This window comes from Actinoplanes sp. CA-015351 (assembly GCF_050955685.1).
GTDB lineage: Bacteria > Actinomycetota > Actinomycetes > Mycobacteriales > Micromonosporaceae > Actinoplanes.
The window spans coordinates 2,250,519-2,264,434 of the sequence record NZ_CP192102.1 but is presented as its reverse complement, the minus strand read 5'-3'; the positions used below and the strand labels follow the sequence as shown (position 1 = coordinate 2,264,434).

The 13,916-nt window shown below is 69.3% G+C and carries 12 protein-coding genes and 2 pseudogenes; 8 read left to right on the top strand and 6 right to left on the bottom strand.

Annotated features, from left to right (window positions below):
- Window positions 1-86 precede the first annotated feature (86 nt).
- The 6 genes and pseudogenes from ACQP2E_RS10210 to ACQP2E_RS10185 all read left to right on the top strand — a co-directional run bounded on the left by ACQP2E_RS10210 (window position 87) and on the right by ACQP2E_RS10185 (window position 7,334).
- Window positions 87-1,022 carry a Zn-ribbon domain-containing OB-fold protein gene (locus tag ACQP2E_RS10210; protein WP_433830192.1) on the top strand — a complete coding sequence of 312 codons (936 nt, stop codon included), beginning with the start codon at window positions 87-89 and terminating at the stop codon, window positions 1,020-1,022.
- Window positions 1,019-2,026 (top strand): annotated as a pseudogene (locus ACQP2E_RS10205) (lipid-transfer protein); the annotation flags it as partial. The gene ACQP2E_RS10210 and the pseudogene ACQP2E_RS10205, both read left to right, overlap by 4 nt.
- Before the next feature lie 62 nt (window positions 2,027-2,088).
- Window positions 2,089-3,240 carry a thiolase domain-containing protein gene (locus ACQP2E_RS10200; protein WP_433830190.1) on the top strand — a complete coding sequence of 384 codons (1,152 nt, stop codon included), beginning with the start codon at window positions 2,089-2,091 and terminating at the stop codon, window positions 3,238-3,240.
- Between the two features lie 17 nt (window positions 3,241-3,257).
- A complete protein-coding gene (locus ACQP2E_RS10195) occupies window positions 3,258-4,835 on the top strand; it encodes a GMC family oxidoreductase N-terminal domain-containing protein (RefSeq protein WP_433833876.1) in 1,578 nt (525 codons plus the stop codon).
- Between the two features lie 122 nt (window positions 4,836-4,957).
- Window positions 4,958-5,491: a hypothetical protein gene (locus ACQP2E_RS10190; RefSeq protein ID WP_433830188.1), complete on the top strand. Its 534-nt coding sequence runs from the start codon at window positions 4,958-4,960 to the stop codon at window positions 5,489-5,491.
- A gap of 34 nt (window positions 5,492-5,525) precedes the next feature.
- Window positions 5,526-7,334, top strand: coding sequence for a S8 family serine peptidase (locus ACQP2E_RS10185; RefSeq protein WP_433830186.1), 1,809 nt, complete (start codon window positions 5,526-5,528; stop codon window positions 7,332-7,334).
- Window positions 7,335-7,420: 86 nt separating this feature from the next.
- Here ACQP2E_RS10185 and ACQP2E_RS10180 read toward each other — a convergent pair whose 3' ends face one another.
- The 3 genes and pseudogenes from ACQP2E_RS10180 to ACQP2E_RS10170 all read right to left on the bottom strand — a co-directional run bounded on the left by ACQP2E_RS10180 (window position 7,421) and on the right by ACQP2E_RS10170 (window position 9,426).
- Window positions 7,421-7,846 (bottom strand): AfsR/SARP family transcriptional regulator, encoded by a 426-nt coding sequence (locus tag ACQP2E_RS10180; RefSeq protein WP_433830184.1) that lies wholly within the window; start codon window positions 7,844-7,846, stop codon window positions 7,421-7,423.
- Between the two features lie 104 nt (window positions 7,847-7,950).
- Window positions 7,951-8,103: pseudogene (locus ACQP2E_RS10175) on the bottom strand (hypothetical protein); the annotation flags it as partial.
- 102 nt (window positions 8,104-8,205) lie between these two features.
- Entirely contained in the window at window positions 8,206-9,426 is a 1,221-nt protein-coding gene (locus ACQP2E_RS10170) for a cytochrome P450 (protein ID WP_433830182.1), read from the bottom strand.
- A gap of 102 nt (window positions 9,427-9,528) precedes the next feature.
- Between ACQP2E_RS10170 and ACQP2E_RS10165 the strand changes: the two genes are divergently transcribed.
- Both ACQP2E_RS10165 and ACQP2E_RS10160 read left to right on the top strand, forming a co-directional pair.
- Window positions 9,529-10,635 carry a steroid 3-ketoacyl-CoA thiolase gene (locus tag ACQP2E_RS10165; protein WP_433830179.1) on the top strand — a complete coding sequence of 369 codons (1,107 nt, stop codon included), beginning with the start codon at window positions 9,529-9,531 and terminating at the stop codon, window positions 10,633-10,635.
- 10 nt (window positions 10,636-10,645) lie between these two features.
- Window positions 10,646-10,813: a hypothetical protein gene (locus tag ACQP2E_RS10160; RefSeq protein WP_433830177.1), complete on the top strand. Its 168-nt coding sequence runs from the start codon at window positions 10,646-10,648 to the stop codon at window positions 10,811-10,813.
- Window positions 10,814-10,865: 52 nt separating this feature from the next.
- Here the strand turns inward: ACQP2E_RS10160 and ACQP2E_RS10155 are convergent, their stop codons facing one another.
- The 3 genes from ACQP2E_RS10155 to ACQP2E_RS10145 form a co-directional block, all read right to left on the bottom strand.
- Window positions 10,866-11,894 (bottom strand): DUF3068 domain-containing protein, encoded by a 1,029-nt coding sequence (locus ACQP2E_RS10155; protein ID WP_433830175.1) that lies wholly within the window; start codon window positions 11,892-11,894, stop codon window positions 10,866-10,868.
- Window positions 11,895-11,957: 63 nt separating this feature from the next.
- Window positions 11,958-12,728 (bottom strand): SDR family oxidoreductase, encoded by a 771-nt coding sequence (locus tag ACQP2E_RS10150; RefSeq protein ID WP_433830173.1) that lies wholly within the window; start codon window positions 12,726-12,728, stop codon window positions 11,958-11,960.
- On the bottom strand, window positions 12,725-13,912 hold the full coding sequence (locus ACQP2E_RS10145; RefSeq protein WP_433830171.1) for an acyl-CoA dehydrogenase family protein: 1,188 nt from the start codon (window positions 13,910-13,912) through the stop codon (window positions 12,725-12,727). The genes ACQP2E_RS10150 and ACQP2E_RS10145 overlap by 4 nt, the downstream gene beginning before the upstream one ends.
- Between the last annotated feature and the right edge of the window lie 4 nt (window positions 13,913-13,916).

Sequence of the window (13,916 nt, the reverse complement as noted above, 5' to 3'; positions counted from 1 at the left end):
ACTCGTTTCAAGTCTTTGAAAGCAGCCCGGCTACATGCTTGCCGGTCAAAGTTATAACGTGTTTCACTCTTGGCGTGGAAGCGCCGATGACGATCGCCTTCGATTACACCCGCTCGCTCGGGCCAGTTCTGGGCCGGTTCATGACAGGGCTGCGGGACGGGCGCGTGCTCGGCGGCCGCACCTCGGACGGCCGCGTGCACGTGCCGCCGCTCGAGTTCGACCCGCTCACCCACGAACCGGTCACCGACCTCGTCGAAGTCTCCCCCACCGGCACGGTGATCAGCTGGACGTGGGTCGACCAGCCGATCGAGGGCCAGCCGCTGAGCAGGCCGTTCGCGTGGGCGCTGATCCGGCTCGACGGCGCGGACACCGCGCTGTTGCACGCGGTCGACATTCAAGATCAAGATCAAATTCGGACAGGCCTTCGGGTACGCGCGAAGTGGTCACCCTCCCGGACCGGGCACATCAACGACATAGCGTGTTTCGAGCCGGGCACGGAGTCGACGGCCATCCCGGGCGAGGTATCAGAAACGTCGCCCGGACCACCCGTCGAGATCATGACCACCCCGATCCGGCTGCACTACCTTCACACCACCTCCGACGAGGAGGACCGTTACCTACGGGCTCTCGCCGACGGCCGCTTGATCGGCCAGCGGTGCCCGGCCTGCCGCAAGGTCTACGTCCCCCCGCGGGTCTGCCCGGCCGACGGAGTGGCGCCCGGTGAGATCGTCGACGTCGCCGACCGCGGAACCGTCACCACGTTCTGCGTGGTCAACGTGCCGTTCGCAGGCCAGCGCCTCGACCCGCCGTACGTCGTGGCGCAGGTGCTTCTGGACGGCGCCGACATTCCCATCCCGCACCTGGTGCTCGGCCTGGACGCCGGCGACGTGCGGATGGGTATGCGGGTCGCCGCGGTCTGGCGCGACCGCTCCGACTGGTCGGTCACGCCGGAGAACATCGCCCACTTCGAGCCGACCGGCGAACCGGACGCGGCTTACGAGTCCTATGCGGAGCACTTATGAGCGAGGTTGCGGTGATCGGGTTTGCCCGCTCGGACTCGTCGATCACCACGAGTGGGGTGGAGACCCTGGTTCCGGTCTTCGAGCAGGCCCTGGCGCAGGCCGGGCTCGGGCGGCAGGAGATCGACTTCTGGTGTTCCGGGTCGTCGGACTACCTGGCCGGGCGGGCGTTCTCGTTCGTCAACGCGGTCGACGCGATCGGCGCGGTGCCACCGATCAGCGAATCGCACGTGGAGATGGACGCGGCGTGGGCGCTCTACGAGGCGTACCTCAAGATTCTGGCCGGCGAGGCGGAGACCGCGCTGGTGTACGGGTTCGGCAAGGCCGGCGCCGGCGACCTGAGCCGGGTTCTCGCGCTGCAGCTGGACCCCTATACCGTCGCGCCGCTGTGGCCGGATTCGATCAGTGTGGCGGCGTTGCAGGCGCGGCTCGCGCTGGAGGCCGGCCTCTTCAGCGAGCGGGACATGGCCGCCGTCGCGGCGCGGGATTCCGGGGCGGGGGTCGAGGAGTTGCTCGGTCGGGCGTACCTCAGAAATCCGCTGCGTGCGCACGACGTGGCGCGGGTGAAAGACGGTGCCGCGGCGGTGGTGCTCGCCGTCGGCGAGCGAGCCCGCCGACGCCGCGCTGACCGAAGCCGGCCGCGGCCCGCGTGGATCACCGGGATCGCGCACCGCATCGACCCGCAGGGTTTGGGCGAGCGGGATCTGACCGCGGTTCCGTCGGCGGCGCTCGCGGCGGCCGATGCCGGGCTTGACGGAGAGGTGGACGTGGTCGCGCTGCACGCACCGTTCACGCATCAGGAGTTGCTGCTGCGGGCAGCGCTTCCCACCGGGCGACAAGTCCGGATACTTCGGGACGACGGCCAGGCGATGTTCTCCGCCGGGCTCTCCCGGATCGGGGCTGCGGCCGAGGAAATCATGTCGGGGCGGGCGGAGACGGCAGCCGCGCACGCGACCAGCGGACCAGCCCTTCAACAGAACCTGATCTGCGTGCTCGCGGCAGCGGAGACCGCCGCAGAGGCGGCGTCGAAGACCGCGGCCGAGACCGCAGCAGAGATGGCGGCGGAACGATGAGGCGCGCGGCCGTGCTCGGCACGGGGCAGACTCATCACCGCACCCGGCGGATCGATGTCTCGATGGCCGGGCTCTGCCGCGAGGCCATCGACCGCGCCCTGACCGATTCCGGCACCGACTGGTCGCAGATCGACGCGGTCGTGCTCGGTAAAGCGCCGGACCTCTTCGAAGGCGTCATGATGCCGGAGCTCTTCCTGGCCGGCGCGATCGGCGCGGCCGGAAAGCCGCTACTGCGCGTGCACACCGCGGGCTCGGTCGGCGGCGCCACCGCGATCGTGGCGACCAGCCTGATCCGGGCCGGTGTGCATCGGCGGGTGCTCGCGGTGGCCTTCGAGAAGCAGTCCGAGTCGAACGCCATGTGGGCGCTGTCGATCCAGCCGCCGTTCACCGCGCCGATCGGGGCGGGCGCCGGCGGGTACTTCGCGCCGCACATCCGGTCATATATCCGCAGATTCGAGGCTCCGGACCACATCGGCGCCCTGGTCGCGGTCAAGGATCGGCAGAACGGAGCGCTCAACCCGTTCGCCCACCTGCGGCAGCCGGAGATCACCCTGGAGTCGGTACGGGAATCCCGCATGCTCTGGGACCCGATCCGTTATGACGAGACATGTCCGTCGTCGGACGGCGCCTGTGCCGTGGTGATCGGCGACGAAGCGGCAGCCGGCCGCAGCGACAACCAGGTCGCGTGGATCAAAGCCACCGCCATGCGCACCGAGCCGACCTTCTACTCCGGAAAAGACCACGTCAACCCGCGTGCCGGGGTCGAGGCCGCGAACGCGCTGTGGACCGCCGCCGGGATCAAGGACCCGCTCGACGAGATCGACGTCGCCGAGATCTACGTGCCGTTCTCCTGGTTCGAGCCGATGTGGCTGGAGAACCTGGGCTTCGTCGGCCCTGGCCAGGGCTGGAAACTCACCGAGTCCGGCGAGACCCGGATCGGCGGGCGGCTTCCCGTCAACCCGTCCGGCGGTGTCCTCTGCTCCAACCCGATCGGCGCGTCCGGGCTGCTCCGATTTGCCGAATCCGCCATGCAGGTGATGGGCCGGGCGGGCGAACACCAGGTGGCCGGCGCCGCGACGGCGCTCGGTCACGCGTACGGGGGCGGATCTCAGTTCTTCTCCATGTGGGTCGTCGGTCAGCAACCCTGAAGGGGCCAACCGTGAACATCACTCGCCGTAACGTGCTGCGGATCGGCGCGCTCGCCGCCGCCGGGACGCTGCCCGCGCTCCCCGCGCTGCGAGGCAAGACCGCGCTGATCATCGGCAGCGGTTTCGGCGGAGCCGTCGCCGCGTACCGTCTCGCCCAGGCCGGGATGACCGTGACCGTTCTTGAACGCGGTCGGCGATGGACCGTGAACGCCGCCGGCACCACGTTCTGCACGATCGGCAATCCGGACTGGCGATGCGCGTGGTTCGGCGACCGCCCGCCGCTCGGCCTGGACACCAGCAAGGTCATCGAGCGCCGGGCCGGACTGATCCAGAAGCACGTCGGCGACGGGATCCAGGTGATGTGCGGCGCGGGCGTCGGCGGCGGCTCCCTGGTCATCGGCATGTTCCTGCCGCAGCCGCGCCGCGCCGACTGGGAGCGGGTCTACCCCGCCGAGCTGGCGTACTCCGACTTCGAGGCCACCTATTGGCCGCGCGCGCGACAGAGCCTGGGCGCCGCGACGATCCCGAGCGACATTCAAAACCATCCTTCGTACGCGGGAGCAAGAAGCTGGCTGCAGTACGTGGCGGAGTTCGGCCGCGCCGCGTCGCCGGTGCCGTTCGGGGTGAACTGGGACGTCGTGCGCGACGAGCTGGCCGGCCGGGTGGTCACGTGCCACACGATCGGCGAGGGCCCGTTCGGCAGCAACTCCGGCGCCAAGAACAGCGTGGACCACAACTATCTGAAGTGGGCGGAGGAGACCGGCAACGTCACGGTGCTGCCGTTGCACGAGGTCACCGAGGTTCGCGAGGTGTCCGGTTCTGATCGCTTCGAGGTGGCCGCCCGGCAGATCGACGAAACCGGATCGGTGCTCGCGTCGAAGACGTTCGTCAGCGACTACCTGTTCCTCGCGGCCGGCTCGCTGAACACCACGTCGCTGCTGCTCACGTCGAAGGCGCGCGGCAGGCTGCCGAAGCTCACCAGCGCCGAGGTCGGCAAGGGCTGGGGCAACAACGGCGACTTCCTGGTCGCCCGGCTGAACCTGCGCAAGACCGTCGGCAGCGCACAGGGCGGTCCCGGCAACGTCCGCTTCTACGACGACTCGAACCCGTACGCACCGGCCGCGATGGCGTGGGAAGCCGCGCCGATCCCATCCTGGCTGCCCAGCACCACGGCCCACCTGATCACCAGCCTGGCGAGCGAGCGCGGCGAGATCCGTTACGACGCGGCCACCGGCGCCGGGAAGGTGTACTGGCCGTACGCGGAGATGGAGACGTCCGCCGACAAGGCCGGCCGGGACCTGGCGACCCGGCTGTGGTGGGCCACCGAGGGCAGCAAGGGCTCGCTGCTCACCGGCCTGCCGTCGTACGACCGCAACACCGGCATGGGGCTGGGCTCGCGCAACACGTACCACCCGCTGGGCGGCCTGGTGATGGGCAAGGCCACCGACTTCGGCGGCAAGGTCAACGGGTACCCGAACCTGTACTGCGTCGACGGCGCCCTGCTGCCGGGATCAGCGGCCCTGGCGAACCCGGCGCTGACCATCACCGCCAACGCGGAACGGTGCATGGATCAGTTCCTGACGGCACACGCCTGACCATTTCTGCAACAAACCAGCAGCGAGCGAGCCTCCAACGCCCTGTGCAGACGGTCACCATCACGGCCGGGAACAACGGTTCTGCCGGTGCTCTCAAGACTCTTTCCGCGTACCACAGTGAAGTGCCGATCTTGAATTTCGCCGCGCAGAGCGACGACCCGGCGAACCGTGGGCTCGCGGTGAACGGCAACTACTGGCGGGTGTACGGCGTCGTGGTCGAGCGGGCCGGCGACAACGGGATCTTCCTCGGTGGCAGCAACAACGTCCTGGAACGGACGATCACGCGGTTCAACAGGGACACCGGTCTGCAGCTGTCCCGGATTCTGTCGACCACGCCGAACAGCCAGTGGCCGGCGAACAACCTGGTCCGGAGCGCCGAGTCGCACGACAACGCCGACTCGGACGGTGAGGACGCGGACAGCACGAACCAGGTCTGGTCCGGGTCGAACGGGTCCCGGTGCTCGGCGTACACGGGAGTGCTGGCCTGGTCGTACGCCTCGAACGGCGCCCTCGTCGTGACGATCGGCGGGGTACGGGTGACCCTGCAGGAACCGTGCGCCGCCTGCCTGAAGTCAAGGGCCCGTTCCGACAGGGGCAGGCGGCCGTTCGCCTCGTCCCATTCGCGCCTCCTCTACATAGGATCGAAACATCCATGATCGGCGATTCGGGGGGTTCGATTTGGGCACGCTCATGAAACGCGTCGCTGCCGGGCTGGTTCTGCCGGCGGCGCTCGTCGCGACCGGCATCACGGCACCGGCCGCGCACGCGGCGGTCGACGGCACCGACGTCGAGTCCCGCAAACAGGCCGCCGCGGCGGCGGGGGCCACCCCGCGCAGTGCGAAGACACCGCAGAGCTCGACGGTGAACCTGATCGTCGGCGGGTCCGCGAGCGCCTCGTCACTCGGCTTCGCCTCGAACGGCAACGCGGCGCTCGACCGCCTCGGTGTCCGCATCGTCTCGGTGCCGCGCGCCGAGGCCGGCCAGGCCGCGGCAAAGCTGCGAGCGACGGCAGGCGTCACCTACGTCGAGGAAGACGCGGTCGTCACGGCTGACCGGGTCACGCCGAACGACCCGCTGTACTCGGAGCAGATCGAGCTTCCGCAGATCACCGTGCCGGACGCGTGGAGCACCACCACCGGCTCCGGCCTGACCGTCGCGGTGGTCGACACCGGCGTGACCTCGTTCAACGACATCACCGGCCGGGTGCTGCCCGGCTACGACTTCGTCAACAGGGACACGAACGCGGCCGACGACAACGGCCACGGCACCGCGGTGGCCTCGCTCATCGCGGCGCAGGGCAACAACGGGAAGGGCATCGCCGGCGTCTGCTGGTCCTGCAAGATCCTTCCGATCAAGGTGCTGGACAGCGCGGGCTCCGGGTACCAGAGCACTGTTGCGTCGGGCATCATCTACGCGGCCGACAAGGGTGCGAAGATCATCAACGCTTCGCTCGGTGGCACCGCCAACGTCGCCGCCCTGCGCGACGCGGTGGCGTACGCACAGCGCAAGGGCTCACTGGTGATCGCGTCGGCCGGTAACGACGCGGTCGGCACGCTGCACTACCCGGCGGCGTACCCCGGCGTGATCGGCGTCGGCGGCACCGATACGGACAGCGACTGGTACCTCTACGTCGACATCATCAACGGCTACTACTTCGGGTCCAACTACGGCCCGAGCTGGGTCGACGTGGCCGCGCCCTGGTGCACGACCGCCGCCAACCTGGACGGGTTCAACACGGCGTCGACCGCCGACGACTACGCGGAGTTCTGCGGCACCTCGGCATCATCGCCGCTGGTCGCCGGAGTGGTCGCGTTGCTGAAGTCGAAGGCGCCGAAGGCCGGCAACACGGCCCTCGTGAACGCACTGACCCGTACCGCCCGGCCGACGGAAATCACCGGGTTCTCCCAATACGGCGAGATCCGCGCCGCACGGGCAGTGACCAGTATCGACACGACCGCGCCGCGGATCACCGGGACGAACCCGGGTAACAACAAGCGGTTCCGGGGCGCCGTTCAGGTGACCGCGACCGGGGTGTCGGACAGTGGTGGCTCCGGGCTGTCGCACGCGATCCTGTATGCCAACGGCAAGCAGGTCGGCCGGGACAACACGGCGCCGTACTCGCTGCGATACAACAGCGGCAAGTACAGCGGCAACGTCAACCTGCAGTGGCGGGTGTTCGACAAGGCCGGCAACTACGGCGCCTACAACCGCCGGGTGATCGCCGACAACAAGGCGCCCACCGTGAAGATCACGAGTGCCCCGAAGAACGGCAAGAAGGTCAAGGGCACGGTGACCGTCAAGGTGGCCGCCAGCGACGCGAGCGGCATCGCCCGGGTCGAGCTCTACATCAACGGCAAGCTGGTCAAGAAGGACGCGTCCAAGCCGTACACCTTCAAGATCAAGGTCAGTAAGTACGGAAAGAAACTCAAGATCAAGATTCGGGCGGTCGACAAGGTGGGCAACACCAGGACGACCGCGACGCGTACCTGGAAGCGCTGATTTCGTAGTAGTGGAAAGGCCCGCCCTCCAGGGGGCGGGCCTTTCTCATGTCAGGGCTGCCAGATGGTCGGCGACCGGACCCAGGGTCAGCAGGCCGCTGGCCGCGCCGGCCCACTCCCCCGCCGCCGGGGTGAGTGCTTCTCGCGCTCTGCGCATCGCCGGTTTGTCACCGGCGGCGATCGCTCCTCAGGCGAAGCGAACGTCAGCAGCACCGGATCGTCGAGTTTCCGCGCGATTGGTGACGGCGAGGTTCCCCAGCAGCCCGACCGCGGATTCGAGGCGTACCCGCGAGCGTCCAGGTCCGGCACCGCGTCGGCGGCGCGGCCGCGGTCGAAGCGGGCCTGTGCGCGGCGTTCGACGGCCTGCAGCCAGAGTTCGGCCAGGCGCGAGCGGTCCGCCCTCGGCCAGGCCAGGCCGGGGAAATCCGCGTACGCCGGGCCCCGCCACCAGGCCAGTGCCTCGTCGAGGATGGCGAGCGCCGCGGACGGCTCGGCCGGGCCGGCGTCGGCCACCGCCTGCTCGAAACGCAGGCGTCCACGTCGGCGGGGGCGGCTTTCAGTGCGTACCCAAGGCCCTCGGTGACCAGCAACGTAGCCGGCGCCCGCGCTGGGCGGCCGGGCTCGATGGCACGGCGAAGCGCCGCGACGAAGGTGCGGACCGCGGCGATGGCGCCGTCCGGCGGCGAGACCCAGAGATCGTCGACAAGATCATTGATGGGTACGACCCGGCGGCGGGCCACCAGGAGCCGAGCCAGCACGGTGCGGTGCATCGGACCCTTGAGCGATATCGGCCGGCGCTGTCCGTCCTCGGCGATCACCGGCCCGAGAACGCCGAAAGTGATCAGCCCGTCGTGCACCAGGGCCACGCTATCTCAGCGATAGTTGACCGGCAGGTGCTTGATGCCGTTGATCCAGCCGGAGCGCAGGCGTGAGGCCTGACCGGCGAGGGTCATCCCGGGCATCTGGTCGGCGATCGCGTTGAAGATCAGGTCGATTTCCAGCCTGGCGAGGTTGGCGCCCAGGCAGAAGTGCGCGCCGCTGCCGCCGAATCCCAGGTGCGGGTTGGGGCTGCGGGTGATGTCGAAGCGGTGCGGGTCGGTGAAGACCTCGTCGTCGTAGTTGGCCGAGCCGTAAAACATGGCAACCCGCTGACCTGCCCGGATGGGCTGGCCGTTGAGTACCGTGTCGACTTTCGCGGTGCGCTGGAAGGCGTTGATCGGGCTACCCCAGCGGACCACCTCGTCAACGGCTGTCCGCGGGCGGGTTGACCGATAGAGATCCCACTGCTCCGGGTGCTCCATGAACGCGAGCATGCCGTGCGAGATCGCGTTGCGGGTGGTCTCGTTGCCCGCCACCGCGAGCATCAGCACGAAGAATCCGAACTCGTCGGTGGACAGGTGGGTGCCGTCGATCTCGGCTTTCACCAGGGTGGTGACGATGTCGTCGCGGGGACAGGTCTGGCGGTCCTCGGCCATCGTCATGGCGTAGGAGAGCAGAGACATCGCCGGCTCGATCGGGTCGCTGCCGTCGCTGAACTCCGGGTCATCCTGGCCGATCATGGCGTTGGACCAGTTGAAGACGTCGTGCCGGTCTTCCTGAGGCACGCCGAGCAGCTCGGCGATCGCCTGAAGGGGCAGCTCACAGGCGATCTCGTTGACGAAGTCGCCGGACTCGCCGGCGGACGCCACGATCTGCGAGGCCCGCTCCTGAAGTGCGTTGCGCAGGCTGTTGACGGCCCGTGGCGTAAAACCCCGCGAGACGATCGACCGGTGCTGGGTGTGCTGCGGCGGATCCATGTTGAGCAGGATGTATCGCTGCATCTCCAGACGGTCCGGGGTCATGTCCGCTCCGAACCGGACGATCGCCGTCTTCTCCCAGCTCGAGTACGTGTCGGAATCGCGGGACACGGTCATCACGTCAGCATGCCGGGTCACCGCCCAGTAACCGTCGTCGTCGAACCCGGCGCTGCCTCGTTCCTGCGGCACCCAGCAGACCGGCGCGTGCGTGCGGGCCTCGGCGAACTCGGCCTGCGGGATGCCGTGAACGTAGATGTCCGGATCGGTGAAGTCGATACGGGTACGCGGCTCGGCCACGGCTCCTCCAGCACTACAGCAACAGGTTCTACCGATTCAAACACGTAACTCATCGAGGATGGTAGGTTCAGGACGAGAACACGTTCTAGAAGGAGCATTGACGTGGGCGTACCGGTGATCGTCGATGCCGTTCGCACGCCGATCGGCCGCAGGGGTGGATGGCTGTCGGACCTGCACGCCGCCGCGCTCCTGGGTGCCGCGCAGAAAGCGCTTCTGGAGAGAAACCCGGTCGATGTGGAGCAGGCCATCGGCGGCTGCGTCACCCAGGGCGGCGAGCAGTCCAGCAACATCACCCGCACCGCCTGGCTGCACGCCGGCCTCCCCCACGAGACCGGCTGCACCACGATCGACGCCCAGTGCGGCTCCGCCCAGCAGGCCAGCCATCTGATCGCCGCCCTGATCGCGGCCGACGCGATCAGCACCGGCATGGCCTGCGGCGTCGAGTCGATGAGCCGGGTCCCGCTGCGCGCCAACCTCGGCGAAGCGGGCCTGCCCCGGCCGGAGAGCTGGGACATCGACCTGCCGAATCAGTTCGTGGCGGCCGAGCGGATCGCGGTCCGCAGGGGTTTGAGCCGGGACTCCCTCGACCGGTTCGGTGTCCGCTCGCAGGCGAACGCGGCTCGCGCCTGGGATGAGGGCCGCTTCGACCGTGAGGTGATCCCGGTGGCCGGTGCGACCAGGGATCAGGGACTGCGGGAGACCACGCTCGACGGGCTGAGAAACCTCAAACCCGTCCTCCCCGACGGCCTGCACACCGCCGGCACCAGTTCGCAGATCTCCGACGGCGCCGCCGCCGTGCTGCTCATGGACGCCGGCCGCGCCCGCGAGCTGGGCCTGAGGCCGCGCGCCCGGATCGTCGCGCAGTGCCTGGTCGGCGCGGAACCGTACTACCACCTGGACGGGCCGATCAGCGCCACCGAGCGGGTCCTGTCCAGAGCCGGCATGAAGATCGACGACGTCGACCTGTTCGAGGTGAACGAGGCGTTCGCCAGCGTGGTGCTCTCCTGGCTCGCGGTGCACCGCGCGGACGAATCCCGGGTCAACGTCAACGGCGGCGCGATCGCGCTCGGCCACCCGGTCGGCAGCACCGGGGCCCGGCTGATCACCACCGCCCTGCACGAGCTGGAACGTTCGAGCGGCAGCACCGCATTGATCACGATGTGTGCCGGCGGCGCGATGTCCACAGCGAGCATTCTCGAGCGGCTGTGAGGAGAGATCGATGTTTCTGCTGAAGAACCTGGTAGCCGCCGTGGTGGCGGCCGTCGTGCTCGCGGCGATCGGCGTGACCGCGGTGGTCTCCGCGCTCAACCCGACGGCGGGTGAGGTCGCCGCGAACACGCCCGGCACCGAACCGCAGGTCCCGCCGGCGTTTTACGGCTCTCGCTGATCGGTCCCGGTCGCGCCTGTCGCGCTTCTTCGGCGCGACCGGGACTCTCGATTCACCCGACCGGCGCCGGCTCGGACTCGGCCGCGTGCGCCGGTGTGTGCTCCTTCTTGGAGCCGCGCACCAGCACGAAACCCACGATCGCGAGCACCAGTCCCAGGACGAGCAGGCCGAGCGGCGCCCAGAAACCCAGAAGGATCAAAAGGGTACGACCGTCGGCCGCCTCGTCGTGCACCGCGTTCAGCGTCGCCTCGTCGTACTGAAGGTCAGCGTCGAAGATGACGATCGGCGCGCCCACGTCCGGAGCGAGCTCGCGATGCTGCTGTTCGCGATATCCGACGATCGCGCCGGTCTCCGGCTCCACCCAGAGCGTGCGGGTGGCCTGGTAGGAGACGGTGCCGGTGGTCGCGTCCGGCGCGAGGAACCCGAGCAGCCCGCTCAGTGATGCCGGGTCCATCTCGACCGTCTGCCGCGGGATCTGCTGCTGGAAGCGATAGGTGGGCAGGCCGTTGAAGTTCTCCTCGGCCTGGTACTCCATCGGCAGCGCGCTGTGCAGCGTCGAGTCCCAGTACTGGTACGTCGTCTTCTCGGTGCCGAACGGAAAGAGGTAGAGCTGCCCGGCGAAGTGGACGTTGCCCGCCGCACACGGCTCACCCGCCGACTCGCTGTGGCACTGCCCGTCCCAATCCACCGCCGCGCCGGAGACGCGATCAAGCGCGATCCGGCTCTCCGACCTGTTGATCGGCTCGGCCGTGTCGGTCCGGTCCGTCGCGTGGTACACGTTCCAGATCAGAGTGTCGTCGGTCAGGTCACCACTGAGATCGGCGGCTTCCTGGAAGTCGGGTTTGATGCCGGTCGCGCTGCGCAGGCCCGCGGTTTGCACGGCGATCTGCGGAGAGCCGTCAGGCAGGACCTTGGCCTGCACGAACGTGGCACTGTCGGCCTGCACCACAACATCCGGTGGGATCAGGTCGAGGGGAACCTTCCGCTGCGAGGGGACGATTATCCACGCCAGGGCGCCGGCCAGAAGCAGGCACAGAACGCCGAGCCCGAAGAGTGTCGCACCTGTGATCCGCCGCTTCATCGCGTCCTCCACAAAGTAGAACGCGTTACAATCTACTGCCCCGTAACCACGAGCGAAAGACTCCTACGCCCGCTGACTGCTGACCGAGATGACCTCACCGGTCAGGTAGGACGCGTAGTCACTGGCCAGGAACGCCACCACTGTCGCCACCTCCCACGGCTGGGCCGCCCGCCCGAACGCTTCCCGGCCAGCCAGCTCGGCCAGCTCCCGGGCGTCCATCACCCGGTCGAGGAAGGGGTGCGCTGCCAGGCTCGGCGCGACGGCGTTGACGCGTACCCCGAAGGCCGCTGCTTCCAGGGCGGTGCAGCGGGTGAACGCCATGACGCCGGCCTTCGCCGCCGCGTAGTGCGCCTGACCGGCCTGCGCCCGCCAGCCGAGCACCGACGCGTTGTTCACCACGGCGCCGCCGGTGCCCTGCTCGCTCATCCGGCGCAGCGCGGCCCGGGTGCAGCGGAACGTGCCGGTCAGCGTGACGTCGAGAACCCGGGACCACTCGCCGTCGGCCATCTCGGTGACCGGCCGGTTGCCGCCGAGGCCGGCGTTGTTGACCAGCACGTCGAGCCGCCCGAACTGCCCCGCCGCGGCGTTGATCAGCTCCTGCACGGCGGCCTCGTCGGTGACGTCGCACGGCACCGGCCAGACCCGGCCCGGGTGATCACCGGCGAAGCGTTCGGCCGCCTCGCCGAGCCGGCGGGCGTGGCTGTCGCTCATCACGACGCTCGCACCCTCCTCCAGGCAGCGCGCCACGACAGCCGAGCCGATGCCCGCCCCGGCCGCCGCGGTGACGACCACGACCTTGCCGCCGAGCAGCGAGCGGCCCGCCGGAGGCGTCACCGCCGATCCCCGCGCGGCAGACCGAGGACCCGCTCCGCCACGATGCCTCGCTGGATCTCGCTGGACCCGCCGTAGATGGTGTCGGCCCGGCTGAACAGGAACAGCCGCTGCCAGCGCTCGACCTCGTCGGCGGTCGCCTCCGATCCCTGGAATGCCAGCACGTCCATCGCCAGCTCGGCCAGCGCCTGCCGCCAGCGGGTCCAGAGCAGCTTCACCACCGAGGGATTGGCCGGCGGCGGTGACGGCGCGGCGAGGGTACGCACCGTGTGCGACCTCAGCACGGTGAGGTCGACCGCCGCCCGGGCCAGCCGGGTGCGCAACAGGGGATCCGCGGCCGCGCCGGCCTTGCGGGCCAGTGCGACCAGATCGTCGAGGTCACGCTGGAACCCGATCTGCTGCCCGACAGTGGCAGCACCCCGCTCGTAGGCGAGCGTCGCCATCGCCACCCGCCAACCCTCGCCGGGTTTGCCGACGACCAGGTCACGATCGGTGCGGGCGTCGTCGAAGAACACCTCGTTGAACTCGCTGTCGCCGGTCAACTGCCGGATCGGCCGGACCGTGACACCGGGCTGCCGCATCGGCACCAGCAGATAGGACAGTCCCCGGTGGCGTGACTCCCCCTCGACCGCCGGCGACGTGCGGGCCAGGACGAAGCACCAGTCGGCCACGTGGGCCAGTGACGTCCACACCTTTTGCCCGGTGAGCACCCACTGGTCGCCGTCGAGCCGCGCGCGGGTGGTGACACCGGCCAGGTCGGAGCCGGCGCCGGGCTCGGAATAACCCTGGCACCACAGCTCGTCGACGCTCGCCAGCCTGGGCAGGAAGCGTTGCTGCTGCTCAGGTGTGCCCAGCTCGATCAGGGTCGGGCCGACCATGGTGGTGCCGATGTGGTCGACACGGCTGGGTGCGGCGCTTCGGGCGTACTCCTCGTGGAAGATGACCTGCCGCGCGAGGGAGGCGCCTCGCCCACCGTGACCCACCGGCCAGGCCAGCGTGGTCCATCCGGCGGCGGCGAGGCGGCGCGCGAAGGCGAGGCGCTGCGCGAAGGCCTCGTTCTCGCGGCCGGGGCCACCGGCGCCGCGCAGGTCGTCGGTGAGGTTGGCGGCGAGCCAATCCCTGATCTCGTTGCGGAACGCCTCATCGCCGGACACTGGCGTCACCTCCCGGAGCGCGCGTAGGCTCACCCTA